The organism is Amycolatopsis sp. EV170708-02-1, assembly GCF_022479115.1.
Taxonomy (GTDB): Bacteria; Actinomycetota; Actinomycetes; order Mycobacteriales; family Pseudonocardiaceae; genus Amycolatopsis.
The window spans coordinates 7733096-7753629 of record NZ_CP092497.1 but is presented as its reverse complement, the minus strand read 5'-3'; the positions used below and the strand labels follow the sequence as shown (position 1 = coordinate 7753629).

At 68.5% G+C, this 20534-nt stretch carries 19 protein-coding genes; 10 read left to right on the top strand and 9 right to left on the bottom strand.

Going from position 1 to position 20534, the window contains the following annotated elements; translation table 11 throughout:
• Positions 1-39: 39 nt before the first annotated feature.
• Positions 40-585 (top strand): TetR/AcrR family transcriptional regulator, encoded by a 546-nt coding sequence (locus tag MJQ72_RS35025; protein WP_240595360.1) that lies wholly within the window; start codon positions 40-42, stop codon positions 583-585.
• Between the two features lie 333 nt (positions 586-918).
• Here MJQ72_RS35025 and MJQ72_RS35020 read toward each other — a convergent pair whose 3' ends face one another.
• Genes MJQ72_RS35020 through MJQ72_RS35010 form a run of 3 tightly spaced genes read right to left on the bottom strand, consistent with a single transcriptional unit; the run spans position 919 to position 3622 of the window.
• Entirely contained in the window at positions 919-1665 is a 747-nt protein-coding gene (locus tag MJQ72_RS35020; RefSeq protein WP_240595359.1) for an ABC transporter permease, read from the bottom strand.
• Positions 1662-2708, bottom strand: a complete 1047-nt coding sequence (locus MJQ72_RS35015) for an acetylhydrolase (RefSeq protein WP_240595358.1) — start codon at positions 2706-2708, stop codon at positions 1662-1664. The genes MJQ72_RS35020 and MJQ72_RS35015 overlap by 4 nt, the downstream gene beginning before the upstream one ends.
• Entirely contained in the window at positions 2705-3622 is a 918-nt protein-coding gene (locus MJQ72_RS35010) for an ABC transporter ATP-binding protein (protein WP_240595357.1), read from the bottom strand. Before MJQ72_RS35010 ends, MJQ72_RS35015 begins: the two co-directional genes overlap by 4 nt.
• 135 nt (positions 3623-3757) lie before the next feature.
• On the opposite strand from MJQ72_RS35010, the gene MJQ72_RS35005 reads away from it, so the two are divergent.
• Positions 3758-4546: an ion transporter gene (locus MJQ72_RS35005; RefSeq protein ID WP_016331669.1), complete on the top strand. Its 789-nt coding sequence runs from the start codon at positions 3758-3760 to the stop codon at positions 4544-4546.
• A gap of 40 nt (positions 4547-4586) precedes the next feature.
• Here MJQ72_RS35005 and hrpB read toward each other — a convergent pair whose 3' ends face one another.
• Positions 4587-6977, bottom strand: a complete 2391-nt coding sequence (gene hrpB / locus MJQ72_RS35000) for an ATP-dependent helicase HrpB (RefSeq protein WP_240595356.1) — start codon at positions 6975-6977, stop codon at positions 4587-4589.
• Positions 6974-7801: a glutamate ABC transporter substrate-binding protein gene (locus MJQ72_RS34995; RefSeq protein WP_240595355.1), complete on the bottom strand. Its 828-nt coding sequence runs from the start codon at positions 7799-7801 to the stop codon at positions 6974-6976. The genes hrpB and MJQ72_RS34995 overlap by 4 nt, the downstream gene beginning before the upstream one ends.
• 91 nt (positions 7802-7892) lie before the next feature.
• Between MJQ72_RS34995 and MJQ72_RS34990 the strand changes: the two genes are divergently transcribed.
• Both MJQ72_RS34990 and MJQ72_RS34985 read left to right on the top strand, forming a co-directional pair.
• Entirely contained in the window at positions 7893-8381 is a 489-nt protein-coding gene (locus MJQ72_RS34990) for a MauE/DoxX family redox-associated membrane protein (RefSeq protein WP_016331672.1), read from the top strand.
• A 2-nt stretch (positions 8382-8383) separates the two neighbouring features.
• Positions 8384-9178 (top strand): thioredoxin domain-containing protein, encoded by a 795-nt coding sequence (locus MJQ72_RS34985; protein ID WP_240595354.1) that lies wholly within the window; start codon positions 8384-8386, stop codon positions 9176-9178.
• A 232-nt stretch (positions 9179-9410) separates the two neighbouring features.
• On the opposite strand, the gene MJQ72_RS34980 is transcribed toward MJQ72_RS34985, so the two are convergent.
• A complete protein-coding gene (locus MJQ72_RS34980) occupies positions 9411-10295 on the bottom strand; it encodes a LysR family transcriptional regulator (RefSeq protein ID WP_240595353.1) in 885 nt (294 codons plus the stop codon).
• 133 nt (positions 10296-10428) lie between these two features.
• Between MJQ72_RS34980 and MJQ72_RS34975 the strand changes: the two genes are divergently transcribed.
• Entirely contained in the window at positions 10429-11244 is an 816-nt protein-coding gene (locus MJQ72_RS34975) for a ThuA domain-containing protein (protein WP_240595352.1), read from the top strand.
• A 73-nt stretch (positions 11245-11317) separates the two neighbouring features.
• Here the strand turns inward: MJQ72_RS34975 and MJQ72_RS34970 are convergent, their stop codons facing one another.
• Both MJQ72_RS34970 and MJQ72_RS34965 read right to left on the bottom strand, forming a co-directional pair.
• Positions 11318-12025 (bottom strand): RraA family protein, encoded by a 708-nt coding sequence (locus MJQ72_RS34970; RefSeq protein ID WP_240595351.1) that lies wholly within the window; start codon positions 12023-12025, stop codon positions 11318-11320.
• Positions 12026-12034: 9 nt separating this feature from the next.
• Complete coding sequence (locus MJQ72_RS34965) at positions 12035-12982, bottom strand: hypothetical protein (protein ID WP_240595350.1); 948 nt, start codon at positions 12980-12982, stop codon at positions 12035-12037.
• Between the two features lie 172 nt (positions 12983-13154).
• On the opposite strand from MJQ72_RS34965, the gene MJQ72_RS34960 reads away from it, so the two are divergent.
• From MJQ72_RS34960 to MJQ72_RS34940, 5 genes are read left to right on the top strand one after another with little or no spacing between them, the layout of a single operon-like run.
• Complete coding sequence (locus MJQ72_RS34960) at positions 13155-14348, top strand: lipid-transfer protein (RefSeq protein WP_315860780.1); 1194 nt, start codon at positions 13155-13157, stop codon at positions 14346-14348.
• 17 nt (positions 14349-14365) lie between these two features.
• Positions 14366-14797, top strand: a complete 432-nt coding sequence (locus MJQ72_RS34955; protein WP_240595348.1) for an SRPBCC family protein — start codon at positions 14366-14368, stop codon at positions 14795-14797.
• Positions 14794-15636 (top strand): MaoC/PaaZ C-terminal domain-containing protein, encoded by an 843-nt coding sequence (locus tag MJQ72_RS34950; protein WP_240595347.1) that lies wholly within the window; start codon positions 14794-14796, stop codon positions 15634-15636. Before MJQ72_RS34955 ends, MJQ72_RS34950 begins: the two co-directional genes overlap by 4 nt.
• Positions 15637-15646: 10 nt before the next feature.
• The gene (locus tag MJQ72_RS34945) at positions 15647-16516 is read left to right on the top strand and encodes an SDR family oxidoreductase (protein ID WP_240595346.1); all 870 of its coding nucleotides are present in this window, start codon (positions 15647-15649) and stop codon (positions 16514-16516) included.
• Positions 16513-17727 carry an acyl-CoA dehydrogenase family protein gene (locus MJQ72_RS34940; protein WP_240595345.1) on the top strand — a complete coding sequence of 405 codons (1215 nt, stop codon included), beginning with the start codon at positions 16513-16515 and terminating at the stop codon, positions 17725-17727. The genes MJQ72_RS34945 and MJQ72_RS34940 overlap by 4 nt, the downstream gene beginning before the upstream one ends.
• Before the next feature lie 317 nt (positions 17728-18044).
• Here MJQ72_RS34940 and MJQ72_RS34935 read toward each other — a convergent pair whose 3' ends face one another.
• The gene (locus MJQ72_RS34935) at positions 18045-20531 is read right to left on the bottom strand and encodes a DNA topoisomerase (ATP-hydrolyzing) subunit A (RefSeq protein ID WP_240595344.1); all 2487 of its coding nucleotides are present in this window, start codon (positions 20529-20531) and stop codon (positions 18045-18047) included.
• Positions 20532-20534: the final 3 nt, after the last annotated feature.

Sequence of the window (20534 nt, the reverse complement as noted above, 5' to 3'; positions counted from 1 at the left end):
ACCTCCTCTACATCTGTAGAGTACTACTACACTTGTAGAGTGCGAAAGGCGACGATCGGGGACGCGGCCATCGAGGTGATCGCGGCCGAAGGGATGCGGGGGCTGACGCATCGCGCGGTCGACCGGTTCGCCGGGCTGCCAGCGGGTTCGACCTCGTATTACGCGCGGACGCGGGCGGCGCTGCTGGAACTGGCGATCTCGCGGATGGTCGAGCTCGACGACGTCACCCTCGACCCGCCGCCAGGGCGGCTGGCCGAGTACGTCGCGGGGTTTGCTCACGCGGCGATCACGAACGGGCGGACGCGGATGCTCGCGCGGTACGAGTTCGCGCTGGAGGCGACGCGGCGGCCGGAGCTGCGGGAGGCCTACGACCGGGGCGGGCTGGTGATCCGGCGGCGGTGCGCGGAGGTGCTCACGGCGTGCGGCTCGGCGGAGCCGGAGCGGCACGCGCGGGTGCTCGTCGCGTGGCTGGAGGGGACGGTCTTCGACGCGCTCGCCGGGACCGGTTCGCTGCGGCCGCCTGGGCTGGAGGAGCTGACGCGGGGGGCGCGGGAGGTGTTGGCGGGGCTCGGGGTGGCGGGGTAGCAAGGGACCTTTGCTGCCACGTTCCGCTGCCGGGGGTGTGTGGATATAGGGACGTTGAGTGTCCCTATATCCACACACCCCCTACCCCGCGTGGTGACCGTGTGGATCTTGGTGCGTTGGGTGACCCGAAAACCACACGGTCACCTGCGGAAAGAGAGCAAGGGACCTTTGCTACCACTTGGCCGGGAGGGCTGCGGCGACCTTGAGACATCGGCTCGTCGGTCTGGAACGGAAGATGTCGCGAAAGCCACTTTCGGGACATCAGATGTCCTGAAAGTGGCTTTCGCGACATGCGCGGGCGCCCGGGTGGTAGAAAAGGTCCCTTGCTCCCCGTCAGGCGTCCCGCCGCCGCAGAACCGTGGAACCGGTGGCCAGCCCAGCCGCCGCCCAAGCCGCGCAGAGCGCGACGCCGACCCAAGGCGCGTAGGGCGCGACGCCGCCGAAGATCGGGTTCGGCTGCCCAGGAGCGACCATCGCGTTGACGCCCGCGAAGCCGGGGAAGTAGTTCACGAGGTCTTCCCAGCCGAGTGAACCGGCGAACATCGGGATCATCACCAGCAACACGAACACCGTCACGATCGTCCCCGCCGTCGAGCGCAGCGCCGTCCCCAGCCCGAGGCAGAGCAGGCCCAGCAGCGCGAAGTAGCCGCCCATCCCCGCCGCGGTCGCGAGGACCTCGCCCACCGAGGAGCCGGGCGCGGGGATCAGCGGCGCCGAGACCGCCACACCGGCGAGCGTGTTCAGCACGCCGTAGCCGAACAGCACCGGCAGCAGGACGGCCGACTTCGCCGCGAGGCCCCGGTTCCGCACCGGGACCCACTGCAGGGTCGAGCGGATGCTGCCGCTGGCGTATTCGCTCGTGATGAACAGTGTCGCCAGCGCGACCACGGCGAACTGCGTGAGATAGAACGCCGCCCCGGTCACCACGGAGTGCGGCGCCATCGGGCGCTCGCTGCCGTCCTGCAGCGCGAAACCGAGAGCCGCCGAGTAGGTGAGCATCAGGAAGACGCCGCCGATCAGGCACCACCAGGTCGACCGGACCGACCAGAACTTGGTCCATTCCGAAGAGATCGTGTTCATCGCGTGCTCCACTGCTTGAAGAAACCGGTCAGCTCGTCCCGGAAGAACTTCAGCGCCTTCCGCGAGTCGATCGACCCGTACTGGTTCTCGACCTCGGCCGGCGGGAGCTGCGGCCGCAGCCCCAGCTGGTCGATCAGGATCGCCGCGTCGGTCACCGACGAATGGCCGCTGTTCTCGACCAGGTCCTGCTTTTTCGGTCCGGTGAGCCGCGGCCAGGTCTCGTCCCAGGAGGTCCGGTAGTACTTCTCGCCGGTCGGGCTGGTCAGCAGCAGGAACGGCCGGTCGAGCGAGACGCTGCCGAAGAACGGCCCGTCGACGTTCACGCCCGCCTTGATCCGCCGGTCGGCGACCATCGCGGCGGCGGTCGCCGAACCTCCGGCGGAGTGCCCGGCCATCCCGATCTTCGTCGCGTCGATCGACCAGCGCCGGTCCTTCAGCAGCATGTCGACGACGAAAGTCGTGTCCACGGCGCGGTTCGCGATCGCGGCGGGCCACGGCTCGCCAGGAAGTCCACAAGCGACACACTGGCGCAGCCCGTCGGGGAACTCCGTCGCCCAGGCTTCGTAGGCGTGGTCCACTCCGGCGACCACGAAGCCTTGTGCGGCAAGGTGTTCGGCCACCGAGGTCAGCGTGACGCGGTTGTTGCCCGCGCCCGGCGAAAGCACCACCAGCGGACGCCGCCCCGGCAGGGAAGGCGCGTTCTCCCGCGAGTGGACCCGCACCTTGCTCAGGGCGTCCGGCGGCAGGTCGAGCTTCCGCCCGGCGACCGCGGCCGCCGACTCGGCCTCGGTCATGTACCGCGGCGCGCGCCCGATCGGCACGGCCGGGTACCAGACGTTGACCATCAGCTCGCGGCGCTTTTCGGGCACCCAAGGATCGGCTCTCCGCTGATCGGTGAGATGCAGCGTGCGCAGCCCGATCGGGAACGGGCCCTCCGGCGCGGGCAGCGACAGCGCCGGTGCCGGTGCCGGTGCCGCCGACGCGGCCGCCGGCACCCCCAGCAGGCCGGCGATCACCGCCACCAGGACCATGAGTGACTTCATGCCGCGACTCCCGTTCCGTATTCGACCGACGACGCGGTCAGTTCCATGTACGCCTGTTCGAGCGAGGCGGTCCGCTCGGTCAGCCCGTGCACGCGAATTCCCAGTTCGTGCACCGCGTCGCCGACGAGATGAATGGGCAGGTCGTGCACGAGCAGTTCGCCCTGATCGGTTTCCGTGGCCGCGCCGAGTGCGCGAAGGCGCTGGTCGAGGACACTCAGATCGGCGGGAGCGGGCACCCGCACCACGACCGACGTCCGCGAGTTGCCCGCGATGAACTCGTCGACCGGCGCGTCGGCGAGGAGCTTTCCCTTGCCGATGACGACCAGCCGGTCCGCGGTCAGCTGCATCTCGCTCATCAGGTGGCTGGACACGAACACCGTGCGGCCCTCCTCCGCGAGCGAACGCATCAGGTGCCGCACCCAGCGGACGCCGTCGGGGTCGAGGCCGTTCACCGGCTCGTCGAACATCAGCACCCCCGGGTCGCCCAGCAGGGCGCCGGCGATGCCGAGCCGCTGCCCCATGCCGAGGGAGAACGTCCCGGCGCGTTTGCCCGCGACGTCGGTGAGGCCCACCGTCGCGAGCACCTCGTCCACCCGGCTCGCCGGGATCCCGTTGCTGCGCGCCATCGCCAGCAGGTGCTTGCCCGCGCTCCGCCCGGGATGCAGCGCTTTGGCTTCCAGCAGCGCGCCGACTTCGCGCAGCGGGAATCGCAGGTCCTCGTACCGCTTGCCGTCGATGCGGACCTCGCCGGTGCTCGGCGCGTCGAGGCCGAGCGTCATCCGCATGGTCGTCGACTTGCCCGCGCCGTTGGGACCGAGGAAGCCGGTCACCTTGCCCGGCTCGACGGCGAAGGTCAGCCCGTCGACCACCGTCTTCTCGCCATAGCGCTTCGTGAGTCCTCGAAGCGTGATCATCCGCGTCCTCCTTCGTGTCCCTGAATCCTCCGATGCGGGGACACCCGCGGACATTGCCCCGAAGTCATCGGCCACCCCTTACTTTCGGCAGGTGCCGCTCGGCACGAGTCGCCGCGGAAAGGCACAATCGGCGCCATGACCACCCGCGAACAACGGCGCGTGAATCCGCTCGACCTGGTGATGCTCGTCCTCGCCGTGTTCTCCGTCGGGCTGCTCGCCTACGTGACGTTCTTCCCGCATTCGGAGGAGACGGCGCACCGCGTCTTCGTCATCGACACGACGGTGTGCGGGATCTTCGCGCTGGAATTCCTCTGGCGGTGGCGGCGCAACGGCTGGGAGAAGCGATTCCCGTTGCGCAACTGGTACGAAATCCTCGGCATGATCCCCATCGCGCATCCGGCACTGCGCGGCTTCCGGCTGTTGCGGATCATCGTGGTCCTGGTCCGGCTTGCGCGTACGGCGGACCGCGCGTTCGGGGAGCGGTTCACTCAGCGGCTGGTCGAACGCCTTTCGCGGCCGATCGTGCTCGCGATCAAGAAGCCGATCACGATCGCGGTGCTCGACGAGGTCGTGAAGGTGCTGGAAACCGGGAACTATCCGCAGAACCTCGCGCGCTCACTCGGCGAGAACCAGACGCTGCTGCGGGGGATCATCGCCGAGAAACTCAAGAACGATCCGCAGGCCGGACGGCTTTCGAAGCTGCCGTTCCACGACGAAGTGGTGCGTTCGGTGATCGACACCGCGATGCGCGTGATCCTCGAAGTGCTGACCGATCCGCGGATCGACGAATTCTTCGCGCATGTGGTGCGGGAGAACCGCGAGCAGATCCGCAGCGCCGTGCAGCTGGGGCTGAACGAGCGCGAGGACGACGAGGAACTGGCGGCACAGCTGCCGACCCGGCCCCAGCATCAGCTGATGGACTGACCTCGTGAGTGGCAAGGACGGTTCTAACCGTCCTTGCCACTCACGAGGACGCGCGCCGTGAAGTGCGCCGGGTGGGCGCGGCGGTCAGTGGGTCCTCCGGCCACGGGTGTTTCGGGTAGCGTCCGCGAAGGTCGGCGCGTACGGCGGCGTAACCGTTGCGCCAGAACGATTCCAGGTCGGCGGTGACGGCGGCGGGCCGTCCGGCGGGGGAGAGCAGGTGCAGCACCACGGGGATGCCCGCCAGCTCCGGCGTCGCGAGCCAGCCGAAGGTCTCCTGCAGTTTCACGGCCAGCACCGGCTGTTCGCCCGAATAGTCGACCCGGATCCGGGAGCCCGACGGCACCTCCAGCCGATCCGGCGCCAGCTCGTCCAAACGGGACGCTTCGGGCCAGGGCAGCAATCCGCGCAGCGCGGCGCCTGCGTCCAGCGATGCCAGATCCGATCGGCGGCGTGCCGAGCCGAGATCGAGCCAGCTGTCCAAAGTGGACAGGAGTTCCGGGTCGGAGACCGCGGGCCAAGGTGGGCCCAGCACCCGGTGCAGGAAGGACAGTCGTTCGCGCAGTCGCTTTCCCTCCTCCGGCCAGCGCAGCAGGCTGAGCCCTTCGGAGCGCAAACCGTCCAGCAGCGCGGCGCGGATCGCGTCCGGCGCGGGCGAACGCAACGGCTTCTCCGAAAGCACGATCGCCCCGAGCCGCCGCACCGATCGCGCGACGACGTCGCCCGAAGACCAATGCACTTCGTCCACTGAGGACATCAGATTCGGGGCCGCGCGCACGGCGAGTTCCTCGTCGGCGGGCGCCGCCAGCCGGATGATGCCCTGTGCGCGGCCGGGATCGCGGGTGGCTTCGGCCACGGCCAGCCATTCGACGTCGGCCAGCCCGCTGCCTCGCGGGAGTTCGGCCGCCGTGCCGCCGGCCATCAGATACACCGGCGTCCCCGTGGCACGCCGCCGCGCGAGCCGCTCGGGATGCGCGAGTGCCACCACCAACGCAGGATCGGACGCGTTGCCGCCGTCAGGCACGAGCTGGGAAAGCCGCCGAACGTCGCGCTTCCAGCGCTCGTCACCGCGTACTCGGCGCAGCTCGGCTTCGAGGTCGGTCAGCGTGCCGCCGCTGTCCAGCAGCGCGACGACTTCGGCGGCCGAACGCGCGTTGGTCCGCGCCGCGCCGTCCAGCAACGCCCTCGCCAGCCGCGGATGCAGACCCAGCGTGGCCATCTTCCGCCCGCGTTCGGTGACCGTGCCGTCCTCATCGGTCGCTCCGAGTGTGGTCAGCAACGCGCGTCCGGCGGCCAGCGCGCCTTCGCCGGGCGGGTCCCACCAGGCGAGGCCGGAACCGTCCGGAGTGGACCAGCAGGCGAGTTCGAGGGCGAACCGCGCCAGTTCCGCCGTCCGGATCTCGGGTTCGGGATAGGCGGGCAGCGACCCCTGCTCGTGCGCGGCCCAGCACCGGTACGCGCGCCCCGGCGCCTCACGTCCGGCGCGGCCGGCGCGCTGTTCGGCGACCGCGGCCGAAACGCGGACTGTCGCCAGCCCGGGGAGGCCGCGCCGGTGATCGACGCGGGGAACACGCGAAAGCCCGCAGTCCACCACCGCGCGCACGCCCGGCACGGTCAGGCTCGACTCGGCCACCGAGGTCGAGAGCACCACCCTGCGACGGTCGCGCGGGCGCAGCGCGTCGTCCTGGCTCGCCGCCGAAAGCCGTCCGTGCAAGGGCAGCACGTCGGCGTCGAGGCCGTTGAGAAGCCCGCTCACCCTGGCGATCTCACCGGCGCCGGGCAGGAAGGCGAGCACATCACCGTCCCCTTCGGACAGTGCTTTGCGGATCACCCTGGCGACGGTCGCCTCTGTCCGTTCGCCGCGCGCGGGCGGGGAGTACGAGACGTCGACCGGATAGGTCCTCGCGTGCGCGGTGATCACCGGCGCGTCGCCGAGCAGGGCCGCCAGCCGTCCGGAAGCCACCGTGGCGGACGTCGCGAGCAGGCGCAGGTCTTCCCGCAGGCCGCCGCGTACGTCCAGCAGGAGCGCGAGCAAGAGATCCGCGTCGAGATGGCGTTCGTGGCATTCGTCGAGCAGGACGGTCGACACCCCGGCGAGTTCGGGATCGGCCTGCACCCGCCGGACCAGCAAACCCGACGTGACCACTTCGATCCGCGTCGAAGAGGACACCTTCCGATCTCCGCGGACCGAATAGCCGACCGTCTCGCCGACCCGTTCGCCGAGCAGGGAGGCCATCCTCGCCGCCGCGGCCCGGGCGGCGAGCCGCCTCGGTTCGGCGACGATCACCCGGCCTTCGCCGTTGTCCAGCGCGAGCGGCACCAGGGTGGTCTTGCCGGTTCCCGGGGGCGCGACGAGGACCGCGGTGCCATGGGCGTCCAGCGCGGCTTCGAGTTCGGGCAGGACGGCGCGAACCGGCAGATCGGGAAGGGTCACTTCTCGGTGACCTGAGGAGGAGGCGGGATCCGGTAGCCGGACGGGCCGATGTTGCGGTTCAGCGATTCGAGCCACTCCCCGGACGAGATCATCTTCTGGATCGCCTTGGCCACCGCCGCCCGGCCCTCGGTGTCTTCCTTGCGCAGGCCGATGCCGTACTTCTCCTTCGAGAACGGTTTGCCGACGACCCTCAGCAGCTCCGGGTTCTGCGCCACGTATCCGGCGAGGATGACGTCGTCGGTGGTCACCGCGTCCACCTGCCCGGCGAGCAGGGCGGTGACGCAGTCCTGATAGCGCGGGTACTCGACGAGCTGCACGGCCTGGGCGAACTTGTCGCGCACCTGCTCGGCGGAGGTGGTGCCGCCCACGGCGCACAGCTTGCGGCCGTTGAGGTTCTCGGGACCGGTGATGTCGGTCGACCGGAGCCGGACGAGGAGATCCTGGCCGGTGTCGAAGTACGGCCCGGCGAAGCCGACGACCTGTTTGCGCTTTTCGGTGATGGAGTAGGTCGCCACCATCAGATCCGTGATGCCCGAGGTGATGTCCGTCTCGCGGGACGACGGCCTGCTGTCGTGCCAGGTGATGTGATCCTCGTCGACCCCCAGTTCGCTCGCGACGTACTTCGCCACGTCGACGTCGAAGCCGACGTACCGGCCGTCCATCGTCCTCCGGGAAAGTCCCGGCTGGTCGAAGCGGATGCCGATGGTGAGCTTGTTGGACGCGACGGCGCGCGCGACGACGGAATCCGACGGACCGGCGTCTTCGCCGCAGGCCGCCGCTGTGACCAGCATCAAGCAGGCCACCAGCAGGGCGCGTCCCCTCATCGGGTGCCTCCGTCCGCCGCCTCACGTTGTTCTCAGGGTCGGCGGTTAGCCTAGGCCCGTGCGTAGACCGCCCCAAGTCGTACTCGACGCCGTGGGCACACTCGCCCGGCTCGGACTGGCCGCCGTCTGGTTGATTTCCGGAGCGCTGAAGATCAGCGATCCGGGGCAGACCTACATCGCGGTCCAGGCCTTCGATGTCCTGCCGGACGGGCTCGTCCGCCCGGTCGCGATCGGGATGCCGCTCGTCGAACTGGCGCTCGGCCTGTTCCTGCTCGCCGGGTTCGTCACCCGGTGGGTGTCGGTGCTGTCGGTGCTGCTGCTCGCGGTGCTCATCGCCGCCATCGCCCAATCCTGGGCGCGCGGGCTGAGCATCGACTGCGGCTGCTTCGGCGGTGGCGGTCAGATCGCCGCGGATCAGACGCAGTATCCGCAGGAGATCGCCAGGGATCTCGGATTCGCGCTCTTGGGTGTGTGGCTGATCGTGCGGCCGCGGACCTGGCTGTCGGTGGACGGCTGGCTCGGGAACTCCGGGGCCCCCGCCGACGACGACTATGTGGGTATCGCTGAAGGGAACGAATAATCGTGGGTGGAGCTGAGCGCAACGCTCGGAAACGCAAGCAGCAGCAGACGGCGGCGCGTTCGGTGGCACAGGCCAGGGGCGTCGCCGGCGGCGACAAGAAGAAGGTCGTCGCGATCACCGTCGCGGTGGTCGTCCTCGCCGCGCTGGTGATCGGTGGTGTCGTCTGGACGACGTCCAGCAAGGACAGCACCGAGGGCAAGGTGATCGGGGCGCAGCAGACCGCTTCGGCGCCCGGTGTCGTCGAGAAGCGCGAAGGGGCCGCCGTGGTCGTCGGCAAGCCCGAGGCGAAGAAGACCATCGACATCTACGCCGACTTCCTCTGCCCGGTCTGCAAGCAGTTCGAAGAGTCGTTCAAGGGCCAGATCGAGGAGCAGGTGAACAACGGGACCCTGCAGGTCCGGTACCACATGCTGCCGATGCTCAACCAGCGCTCCGACCCGCCGGGCTACTCGCTGGACTCCGCGAACGCCTCCCTCGCCGCGGCCGACGCGGGCAAGTTCCTCGCCTTCCACGACGCGCTGTTCAAGGACCAGCCGGAGGAAGGCGGGCGCGGGTTCGACAAGGCGCAGCTGATCAAGCTCGGCCAGGACGTCGGCATCACCGACCCGGCCTTCGCGCTCAAGGTCAACAGCGGCGCGTACGAGCAGGAGATCCAGGACGCGTACAAGAAGATCTCGACGGACCCGTCGCTGCAGCAGGACTTCGGCAACGGCCCCGGTTTCGGCACGCCGACCGTCACCTCGAACGGGCAGGTCGTGAAGCTGGAGCAGGACTGGGTGCAGAAGGTCGTCAGCTAGTTTTCCCGTGAAGGCCCCCTTCCCTCGGCTCAGTCGAGGGAAGGGGCCTTCATGCTGTTCGGGGTCGGTTCGGGCGCCGGGTGGTAGCAAAGGTCCCTTGCTCTCCGCGCCGTGGTGACCGTGTGGATTTCTGGTCATCCAACGCACCAAAATCCACACAGTCAGTCAGCACCACTACGCCCCTGTTCGCCGGGGACGTGGTAGCAAAGGTCCCTTGCTCTCTTTCCGCAGGTCAGGGGCGCGAAGCGGAGGCGACGGCGGCGAAGGCCTGTACGCGGGCTGTCTCGGCGGAGTGCGGCCAGACGAGGCCCCACTCGACGTCGGGTGAGCCGGCGAAGGGCACGAAGCGGATTCGCGGGTGGCTGAAGTACTCCCGCGCGTGCGCGGCGAGCGGGCAGATGCCGGCGCCGGTGGCGATCGCGGCGAGCAGCTCCTGAAAGGTCGCGAAAGGGGTGCCCCGGCTCACGGGATGCCCGGCCGGCGTCAGCCACTGCCGCGGTTCTTCGATCCAGTACGGCTCCGGCGGATGCGCCGCGCGAAGGACGGTGTCGCGGGCGAGGTCGTCGAGGGTGACTGACTTCCTTCGCGCGAAAGGGTGTTTCGACGACACCGCGAGCACCATCGGTTCGGTGTACACGACCGGTCCGGTCGTGAGATCGGGTTCGTCGGCCGGAAGGAGCGTCACCAGGACGTCGATCTCACCCGATCGCAGCATCGCGAACGGGTCGGCGAATTCGGCCTCGCGGATGAGCAGTTCGGTGTCCGGGTAGCGCTGCCGGAAACGGTCCAGCAGGTCTTCGGTCAGGTCGGCGACGCCGGGCGCTTCGAAGCCCAGCCGCAGCACGCCGCCGATCCCGCGGCCGGCCGCGATCGCGCGGTCGATGCCTTCGTGCAGCGCGCGGTAGGCGGGGCCGAGGTCGTCCCGCAGCCGCTCGCCGATCGGCGTGAGCCGGACCCGGCGGCTGGTGCGGGCGAACAGTGGGACGCCGATCCGGCGCTCCACCTGCTTGATCGTCTGGCTCACCCTCGCCTGCGAGACGTGCAGGCGGTCCGCGGTGCGGCCGAAATGCAGTTCGTCGGCCAGCGCCAGGAAGATCTCGATATCCCGCAGTTCCATAATCTCCAGGTTATCGATCCGGGCCGATTCCGGTCACCGGGAACCGGATTTCTCGCAGGTCTAGACCACCGATGCTGCGTCATGTGTTAATTCAAGCTATGAACTTACGCACTCTCGGCATGGGTGGTGAGGTATGAGGAAATTCGCGGTCCGGCTCGCTCTGCTGTTCGTTTCGTGTCTCGCACTGGCGTTGGCGCCGGTGACGGCACAGGCGGCGCCCGCGTTCAAGGTGCTCGCGTTCTACAACGGCACCTACGACCCGGCGCACATCAGCTTCGTCAAGGAAGCCAACCAGTGGTTCCCGAAAACCGCTTCACAGAACAACTTCGGCTACACCGCTACCAACGACTGGAACCGGCTGACCTCGCTGCAGCCCTCGCAGTACCAGGTCGTGCTGTTCCTGGACGACCTGCCGCAGACCTCGGCACAGCGTTCGGGCTTCGAGCGCTACATGAACGCCGGCGGCGCGTTCTTCGGCTTCCACGTGGCCGCCTTCAATACCAATCCGTCCAGTTGGGACTGGTACCACAACAGGTTCCTCGGCACGGGTGCGTTCAAGTCCAACACCTGGGGCCCGACGACGGCGACGCTGAAGGTGGAGAACCGGCCGCATCCCTCGACCACGCGGCTGCCCGCGACGTTCACCTCGTCGGTGAGCGAGTGGTACGCCTGGAACAGCGACCTGCGCAAGAACCCGGACATCCGGATCCTCGCGTCGGTGGACCCGGTGAGCTTCCCACTCGGGACCGACCCGAACCAGTCCTGGTACAGCGGGTACTACCCGATCCTCTGGACCAACGCCAAGTACAAGATGCTCTACGCCAACTTCGGCCACAACAAGATGAACTACGAGACGAACCAGCCGCTTTCGTCGACCTTCGCCAGTGAGGTGCAGAACCGCTTCGTCATCGACGGTCTGCTGTGGCTCGGCGGCTCGAAGACCTCGTAGCCGGGGGTCCCGGAGGCCTGACCGAGGCCTGTTTTCCCTGGTCAGGCCCTCCGGTGGTAGCAAAGGTCCCTTGCTACTCCTCGATGGCGCCCCCGACCGCCCGCAGGTGCTGCCGAAACGTCAGCGAAGGCGACTTCGCCCGCTCCGCGAGGAAGTCGGCGAAGCGCACTTGCTCGCGAAGGGACTCTCCGGCGCGGATCCGGTCGGCTTGCCGTCGCTCGGTGTCGCGGATGCCTTCGGCGCGGTCCAGGACCTCGTCCGCCCGGCCGGCCGGGACGAACAGGACGCCGTCGTCGTCACCGAACACGAGGTCCTCCCGGGTCACCGTCCACTCGCCGACGACGGCCGATTCGAGCGCGCCGTCCGGGCGGGCGGAGACCGAGAGCGGGCCGGTCGGGATCGAGCCGAGGCTGAACACCGGCAGCCCGATCTTCCTGATGTCGGCGGTGTCGCGATGCAGCCCCCAGATGACCACGCCGCTCAGCCCGGCCGCCTGCGCTTCGAGGACCGCGAGGTCCCCGACGCAGCTCTCGTCGAGCCTGCCGCCGTTGTCGACGACGAGGACGTCGCCGGGGTTCGCGATTTCGTACGCCTCCAGGAAGACGTCGACACTGCCGACGTGCCGGGCGGGGGTGACCCGCCCGGCCACGCGGCCGCCGGGCACGACCGAGTGCGTGCCGGTGGGCGCGCACCGGACCTGAACGCCGGCGCGCACACAACCGTCGGTCAGATGTGCGGTGGTCAGCAGAGAGAACCGCTGCCGAAGCTCTTCGGGATCCATGCCCCGACTTTAGCCACGGCGCCACACCACGAGCTTGTCGAAGTAGTCGTCGTCCTGCAGGGTCCCCATGATTTCCCCGTTGTCGCTCACGATCGCGCCGCAACCGCTGGACGGCGCGGGAAGCGTCTCCACCGGACCTCCCGGCGACCACGCCGCGGGAATCGTGGCGGTACCCATGGTCCGCAGGCAGCCCGTGAGGAGTCCTGACCCGTTGAGCGCGGTCACCGTCATGGATTCCGGCACCGGGATGGAAGTGTCGTAGGCCGTCCAAAGCCGTTGGCCGCCTTGGGTGTCCGCCAGCACCTTGCCGTCCCGGATCGCGATGGCGCGTGCTTCGCGGACGCCCTCGGGAGGGACGAGTTGCCGTGTCGTGCCGTCCTTCCAGAGCCAGGCACCGCCGCCCTGCTCCTGCATCAGGATCGTGCCGTCGTGGTCGATGTCCACCGGGCTGAGCAACGGCGGGGTGTCCAGCAACACCGGGTGCGCGCGGTCGCCGGCCGGCCAGAACGCCGCCCACGAGCCATAGCGCGGATCGTTGAACACGTGGCCGACGATGTCGCCGCGGTTGTTCATCCCCGTGACGACCGTCTGGGCGTACCCCGGGACCTTCTCCAGCAGCTGGAATCCGCCGTTCTGGAAGACGAACGAGCTTTTGGTCCTCGTCGAGATCGCGTACCCGTTCGTGAGAATCGCCTTCGAGGTGTTCTCGTCCACGGCTTCGACCGTGTCGTGGCCCGCCGGGAAGCCGTGGTTCCGCACCATCCAGCCCGACCAGGTGAGCAGCCCCCGGTCGGAGTGCCCCGCGTAGCTTCCGGCCCCGTCGGTGGCCACCACCCGGATGGCGTCGCCGCCCGGCGGCCGTAGGTAGCTCATCGTCCAACCGGCTGCCGAGGCGGTGCCCGTCGACAGCAGCCCGGCGGCGACGGTGGCCGCCAGGACCATGCTCGTCCGTTTCATCGTTACCCCCTGTGAGTCGTGTTCTCCCTGTTTAACGGGGGTGCGGCCCTCCCGTCTGCGTCACCTGACACGCACCGTGCCGTAAGTAACATCCGTTCAGACCTGTATGTAAGGGTTGATAAATACAGACCTGTCTGTATCTTCAGTTCCAACAGCAACGACAAGGAGCGTCGTGGTGGCCAACAAGGTGTACGTCGTCGGCGTGGGCATGACGAAGTTCGAGAAACCCGGACGCCGCGAGGGCTGGGACTACCCGCAGATGGCGAAGGAATCCGGGACCAAGGCGCTCGAAGACGCCGGGATCTCCTTCGACGAGGTGCGGCAGGCCTACGTCGGCTACGTCTACGGCGAGTCGACCTCGGGGCAGCGCGCGGTCTACGAACTCGGCATGACCGGGATCCCGGTCGTCAACGTCAACAACAACTGCTCGACCGGGTCGACCGCGCTGTACCTGGCCGCGGAGGCGATCCGGGGCGGCCGCGCGGACTGCGCGCTCGCGCTCGGCTTCGAGAAGATGCAGCCCGGATCGCTCGGCTCGACCTACGACGACCGCGAGCAGCCGATGGGCAGGCACATCCAGGCGCTCGCGGAGATCTCCGAGGTGCTCTTCCCGCCCGCGCCGTGGATGTTCGGCGCGGCGGGCCGCGAACACATGAAGACCTACGGCACCACCGCCGAGCACTTCGCCAAGATCGGCGAGAAGAACCACCGGCATTCGGTGAACAATCCGTACGCGCAGTTCCAGGAAAGCTATTCACTGCAGGACATCCTGGACTCGCGGATGATCTACGACCCGCTCACGAAGCTCCAGTGCTCGCCGACCTCGGACGGTTCCGGCGCGGCGATCCTCGCCAGTGAGTCCTTTGTGGACTCGCATGGGCTGGCCGGGCAGGCCGTGGAGATCGTCGGGCAGGCGATGACCACCGACTTCGCCAGCACCTTCGACGGCACCGCGAAGAACATCATCGGCTACGACATGAACGTCCAGGCCGCGCGCCAGGTGTACGACCAGGCCGGGCTCGGTGCGGAGGACTTCCAGGTCATCGAGCTGCACGATTGCTTCTCCGCCAACGAACTCCTGCTCTACGAAGCGCTCGGGCTCTGCGCCGAAGGGGAGGCCGGGAAGCTCGTCGACTCCGGTGACACCACCTACGGCGGGAAGTGGGTCGTCAACCCGTCCGGCGGGCTGATCTCCAAGGGACACCCGCTCGGCGCCACCGGCCTCGCGCAATGCGCCGAACTCACCTGGCAACTGCGCGGGACCGCGGACAAACGCCAGGTCGACGGCCTCCAGGCCGCGCTGCAGCACAACATCGGACTCGGCGGCGCCGCCGTCGTCACCGCCTACCAGCGCGCCGAGCGCTGATCCCGAAAGGAAGAACCATGGGCAAGATCAGTGCCTCCGTCGAACTCCCCGCGGCCCCCGACAAGGTGTGGGCGGAGTTCTCCAACCCCAACAACTTCGAGAAGTGGCTGACAATCCACACCAAGTGGAAGGGCGACGTCCCGGCCGAATTCTCCAAAGGCGCACAGGCTTCGGAGGTCGTCACGATGCTCGGGATGCCGAACACGATCACCTGGACCGTCGACGAGTTCGAGGCGCCGTCGAAGCTGGCGATCTCCGGCACCGGGATGGCCGGGGTGAAGGTCAAGTTCGAGTTGTCCGTGGAGGCGTCCGGAGACGGTTCGCTCGCCAGCATCGACGCGGAGTTCGCCGGCCAGATGATCGTCGGTGCGCTCGGCAAGGCCGTCGAGAAGGACGGCAAGAAGAACCTCGACGCCTCCCTCGAGAACTTCAAGGCGCTGGTCTCGTGACCGAGCGATTCGACCCCGGCGGGCTCGGCAAGTGGACCGGCGAGTCGCGGTTCGAGGTCACGCGCGAGCGGCTGATCGAGTACGCGAAGGCCACCAACGACCCGATCCCGGCGCATCTCGCCGGTGACGTCGCGAGCCCCGTGTTCGCGATCGTGCCGGTGTTCGAGTCGCTGATGGAACCCGCGCTCGAGGTCGTCCCGGTCGGCTTGTTCGGCCGGATCGTGCACGGGGAGCAGGAATTCCGGTTCCACCGGCCGATCCGTCCCGGCGACAAGCTCGTGTCACGAGCGCGGATGACCGGCTACGAGGGCTTGCCGAACGGCACCCGCGGCACCATCCACCTCGAATGCCGGACCGACGACGGCGATCTGGTCAACGAGCAGTACGTGACGCTGTTCGTGCGCGGGTTCGACACCGGGGAGACACGCGGCGAACTCGGGCCGGAGCACAAGTTCGACGAAGACCTCCGTTCGCGGGCGCCGGTGGCGAAGGTGAACCAGCACGTCGACGACGACCAGACGTATCGGTACGCGCCCGCCGCCGGCGACCCCATGCCGATCCATCTCGACGAAGAGGTCGCGAAGGAATCGGGACTGCCGGGGATTATCGCGCATGGCCTGTGCACCATGGCGTTCACCTCGTGGGCGCTGCTGACCGAGGTCGCCGGGTCCGATGTGGACAGACTGAAACGGTTCGCCGTCCGGTTCGCCAAACCAGTGCTGCCCGGCCAGGACCTGACGACGTCCATCTGGAGCGCGGGTGCCGGGAGCTACGCGTTCGAAACCACCGTCGGCGAAACCGTCGTGATCAAAGACGGTCTCGCGGAATTCGCGGAGTAGGAGCAAAGCCATGGGAGCACTCGACGGGCGGGTCGCCGTCATCACCGGGGCCGGACGCGGGATCGGCCGCGAGCACGCGCTGCTGTTCGCGCGGGAGGGCGCGAGCGTCGTGGTCAACGACCTCGGCGGGTCGAACGACGGCAGCGGCAGCGACGCCGGGCCCGCGCAGGAGGTCGTCGACGAGATCCGCGCGGCGGGCGGGAAGGCCGTGGCGAACACGGCCAATGTCGCCGACTGGGCGGGCGCGGAGGACCTGATCGCGCAGGCGGTGGGTGAATTCGGCAGGCTCGACGTCGTCGTGAACAACGCGGGCATTCTGCGCGACGCGTTCATCGCGGGACTGGAAGAGTCCCAATGGGATTCCGTGATCGCAGTGCATCTGAAGGGGCACGCGGCGGTGCTGCGGCACGCGGCCGCGTACTGGAAGAGCGCGAGCAAGGCCGGGGAGCCGGTGGCGGGTTCGGTGATCAACACCGCCTCGGCGTCCGGGACCACGTTGCCGAACGCGGGACAGGCGAACTACGGCGCGGCGAAAGCCGGCATCGCCGCGCTGACACTGGTCGCTGCCGAGGAACTGGAGCGCTACGGCGTGCGGGTCAACGCGATCGCGCCGATCGCGCGCACGCGGCTCACCCTGGCGACGCCGGGCATGGGCGCGATCTTCGCGCAGGAGGTCGAAGAAGGGGAGTTCGACGCGTTCTCCCCGGCGAACATCTCGCCGCTGGTCGCCTACCTCGCGACCGAGAAATGCCCGCTCACCGGCAAGGTGTTCGCGGTGCAGGGCGGCGCGATCTCCGAACTCGCGGGCTGGCACGACGTCAAGGTGATCGAAACCGAGGCCGCCTGGGAGATCGACGACATCGCCGCGAGGCTCCCGTGATCGAGTGGTCCGAGACCGAACTGCTGATCAGGGACGCGATCCGGGACTTCATCGACAAGGAGATCCGGCCGCATCTCGACGCGCTGGAAAGCGGGACGCTGCCGCCGTACGACATCATCCGGAAGATGTTCGCGTCCTTCGGCATCGACGCGCTCGCGCGGGAATCGGTGTCGAAACTGCTGTCCGGCGAGCGCGGGTCCGGTGGCGGTGGCTTGGCGTTCGGCGGGCAGGAGGCGATGGCGCTCATCGCGGTGAGCGAACTGGCCGGGGTCAGCCTCGGCATCGTCGCGTCGCTCGGCGTGAGTATCGGGCTGACCGCGCAGACGATCCTGACCAAGGGCACGCAAGCGCAGAAGGAGCGTTGGCTGCCAGGGCTGGCGACGTTCGAGAAGGTCGGGGCGTGGGCGATCACCGAACCCGATTCCGGCTCGGACGCTTTCGGCGGGATGAAGACGTCGGTGCGGCGCGAGGGTGACGAGTACGTCCTCAATGGACAGAAGACGTTCATCACCAACGGGCCTTATGCCGACACGATCATCGTGTACGCGAAGCTCGACGACGGCTCGGAAGTGCGGGACCGCAAGGTGCTGACGTTCGTGCTGGACAAGGGCATGCCCGGGCTCACGCAGGGCAAGCCGTTCAAGAAGATGGGCATGATGTCGTCGCCGACCGGCGAGCTGTTCTTCAGCGACGTCCGGCTCGGGCGGGACAGGCTGCTCGGCGAATCCGAGACCGGCCGCGACGGTGACAGCAAGGCCGAGGTGAAGTCCGGGTTCGCCGTCGAGCGGATCGGCGTCGCGGCGCTGGCGCTCGGGATCATCAACGAGTGTCATCGGCTTTGCGTGGACTACGCGAAGAACCGGAAGCTGTGGGGCCAGGAGATCGGGCGGTTCCAGCTGATCCAGCTCAAGCTGGCGAAGATGGAGATCGCGCGGATCAACGTGCGGAACATGGTCTTCCAGCTGATCGAGACCCTGCGCGCGGGCAAGATGCCGACATTGGCCGAGGCTTCGGCGATGAAGCTGTACTCGTCGGAGGCGGCCACCGAGGTCGCGATGGAGGCCGTGCAGCTGTTCGGCGGGAACGGGTACATGGCGGAGTACCGGGTGGAGCAGCTGGCGCGGGACGCGAAGTCGCTGATGATCTACGCGGGAAGCAACGAGATCCAGGTGACGCACATCGCGAAGGGTCTCCTGGGCCCTCGCGATTAGTCCTCTGAACGCGGTGGCCGGGGGAGCAAGGGACCTTTGCTACCACGCGTGGGGTGGCCGATCGCCGGACGGCACACGTGACCAGATGGACGACACGCGTGATCGAACGGACGACACGCGTGATCGGAGGGCGATCACGAGTGACGGAGGGCGTAACTCGCGTGCTCGGGGGCGGAACTCGCGTGCTGGAAGGCGTAACACGCGTGCTTGGGGCCGTAACTCGCGGCGGGGTTGGCCGCAGGTGAGTTACGGCCCGAAGCACGCGAGTTTCGTGCTCAAGCACGCGAGTTACGGCTTCGGGTACGCGTGTGCGGGGGTTAGTCCCGTTCGATCAGGTGACCGACGACCTCCGGGCCGGGGTGGGCGTGGCCGGAGCCGTCGCGGCGGATGTCGACTTCGGGGAGCTCCACCGGGTCGCCGTTGCGGGCGGCACCGGCCGGGCGCGGGCCGATCCAGCCGACGATCAGCCTCGTTTCGCCCTTGAGGAATCGCTGCGCCCGGACGCCACCGGTCGCGCGGCCCTTGGCCGGGTACTCGCTGAACGGGGTCACCTTCACGCTCGCGCCGGTCGCGGTGACGACCATCGGCTCGCCGTGTTCGGCGTCGTCGGTGCGGATCGCGCCGAAGAAGACCACTTCCGCGTCGCCGCGCACGACGATCCCGGCCATGCCGCCGCCCTTGAGTCCTTGCGGCCGCACCAGCGAAGCGGCGTAGCGCAGCAGTGACGCTTCGGACGACAGGAACGCCAGAGTCTCGTTGCCGTCGGTGAGCCAGGTGGCGCCGACGACCTCATCGCCGTCCTTCAGGCTGATCACGTCGAACTCGTCGGAGCGGACCGGCCACTCCGGCGCGCACACCTTCACCACGCCGTGTTTCGTGCCGAGCGCGAGACCAGGCGAGCCGGCGGCCTGTTCGCCGAGCGGGGCCAGGCCGATGACGCGCTCGCCCTTCTCCAGCGGCACCAGTTCCTTCGCGGCCATCCCGCCGCGCAGCGACACCGTGCCGGCCTGCTCGGGCAGCACCGGCAGCGGCAGCACGTCGGTCTTGAACGCGCGGCCGCGGTTGGTCACCAGCAGCACCTGACCGCGCGCGGTCGAATGGACCACCGCGGCCACCGAGTCGTGTTTGACACGGCCGTTGCGGCGCCGCACCTCCGACGCCTCCTCCGATTCCGCCGCCGTCCGCGCGACCAGGCCGGTGGCCGACAGGATCACCTGGCACGGATCGTCGGCGACCTCCAGCGGACCCGACGGCTTCGACGCGGCGAGGACCTCCTTGAGGTCACCGTCGATCAGCGCGGTGCGCCGCTCGGTCGGGTGGTCCTTGGCGACCTTGGCCAGCTCGGCCGAGACGACCTTCTTCAGCACCGACTCGTCGTCGAGGATCTTCGACAGCTCGGCGATCTCCTCGCGCAGCTTGTCCTGCTCGGCTTCGAGTTCGATGCGGTCGTACTTCGTGAGCCGACGCAGCGGCGTGTCCAGGATGTAGGTCGCCTGGATCTCCGAGAGCTTGAACCGCTTCATCAGGCCGTCCTTCGCGGCCGCGGCGTTGTCGCTCTCGCGGATCACCTTGATCACCTTGTCGATGTTGAGCAGGGCGATCAGCAGACCGTCGACCAGGTGCAGACGCTCTTCGCGTTTGCGGCGCCGGTAGCGCGTGCGGCGGGTGACGACCTCGTAGCGGTGGCTGAGGAAGACCTCCAGCAGCGCCTTGAGCCCCAGCGTCTGCGGCTGCCCGTCCACGAGCACCAGGTTGTTGATGCCGAACGACTGCTCCAGCGGCGTGAGCCGGTACAGATCCGCCAGCAGCGCCTGCGGGTTCACGCCGACCTTGCATTCGATGACCAGCCGCGTGCCGTTCTCGCGGTCGGTGAGGTCCTTGACGTCGGCGATGCCGGTGAGCCGCTTGGACTTGTTGACCTCGTCGGTGATCTTCTCGATCACCTTCTCCGGGCCGACGCCGTACGGCAGCTCGGTGATGGTGATGGCCTGACGGCCGCGGCTGCCCTCCAGCGGACCGGTCTCGGCGCTGGCGCGCATCCGCACCACACCGCGGCCGGTCTCGTACGCGCGGCGGACCTCGTCCAGCCCCAGCAGCGAACCACCGGTCGGCAGGTCGGGGCCCGGGACGTACTCCATCAGCTTGTCGAGGGTGGCGTTCGGGTGGTTGATCAGCCACCGCGCCGCGCCGATGATCTCGGACAGGTTGTGCGGGATCATGTTGGTCGCCATCCCGACCGCGATCCCGGAGGTGCCGTTGACCAGCAGGTTCGGGAAGGCCGCGGGCAGCACGGACGGCTCTTCGAGCGAACCGTCGTAGTTCGGCCGGAAGTCGACGGTGTCCTCGCCGAGCTCACCGACCAGCAGCATCGCTTCCGGGGAGAGCCGCGCCTCGGTGTACCGCGAGGCGGCGGGGCCGTCGTCGGGGGAGCCGAAGTTGCCGTGCCCGTCGACCAGCGGCACGTTGAGCGAGAAGTCCTGTGCGAGCCGGACCATGGCGTCGTAGATCGCGGTGTCGCCGTGCGGGTGGTACCGGCCCATCACGTCGCCGATCACGCGGGCCGACTTCACGTACGCGTGTGTCGGCCGGTAACCGTTCTCGTTCATCGAGTACATGATCCGGCGGTGCACCGGCTTCAGCCCGTCCCGCGCGTCCGGGAGCGCCCGCGAGTGGATGACCGAGTACGCGTACTCCAGGTACGAATCCTCGATCTCCGTCTTCAGCGAGTTGTCGAAGACGTTCGCGCCGGGGCGGTCGAACGCTGACGGGTCGACCTTGGTGGTGGTGCCCTTGCGGCGTGCCATTGC

Bases quoted from the DNA above. Each gene is read 5' to 3' on its own strand.
- MJQ72_RS35020 (WP_240595359.1), bottom strand. From the start codon at position 1,665: ATGAACACGATCTCTTCGGAATGGACCAAGTTCTGGTCGGTCCGGTCG.
- MJQ72_RS35015 (WP_240595358.1), bottom strand. From the start codon at position 2,708: ATGAAGTCACTCATGGTCCTGGTGGCGGTGATCGCCGGCCTGCTGGGG.
- MJQ72_RS35010 (WP_240595357.1), bottom strand. From the start codon at position 3,622: ATGATCACGCTTCGAGGACTCACGAAGCGCTATGGCGAGAAGACGGTG.
- MJQ72_RS35005 (WP_016331669.1), top strand. From the start codon at position 3,758: ATGACCACCCGCGAACAACGGCGCGTGAATCCGCTCGACCTGGTGATG.
- MJQ72_RS34995 (WP_240595355.1), bottom strand. From the start codon at position 7,801: ATGAGGGGACGCGCCCTGCTGGTGGCCTGCTTGATGCTGGTCACAGCG.
- MJQ72_RS34980 (WP_240595353.1), bottom strand. From the start codon at position 10,295: ATGGAACTGCGGGATATCGAGATCTTCCTGGCGCTGGCCGACGAACTG.
- MJQ72_RS34975 (WP_240595352.1), top strand. From the start codon at position 10,429: ATGAGGAAATTCGCGGTCCGGCTCGCTCTGCTGTTCGTTTCGTGTCTC.
- MJQ72_RS34970 (WP_240595351.1), bottom strand. From the start codon at position 12,025: ATGGATCCCGAAGAGCTTCGGCAGCGGTTCTCTCTGCTGACCACCGCA.
- MJQ72_RS34965 (WP_240595350.1), bottom strand. From the start codon at position 12,982: ATGAAACGGACGAGCATGGTCCTGGCGGCCACCGTCGCCGCCGGGCTG.
- MJQ72_RS34955 (WP_240595348.1), top strand. From the start codon at position 14,366: ATGGGCAAGATCAGTGCCTCCGTCGAACTCCCCGCGGCCCCCGACAAG.
- MJQ72_RS34945 (WP_240595346.1), top strand. From the start codon at position 15,647: ATGGGAGCACTCGACGGGCGGGTCGCCGTCATCACCGGGGCCGGACGC.
- MJQ72_RS34935 (WP_240595344.1), bottom strand. From the start codon at position 20,531: ATGGCACGCCGCAAGGGCACCACCACCAAGGTCGACCCGTCAGCGTTC.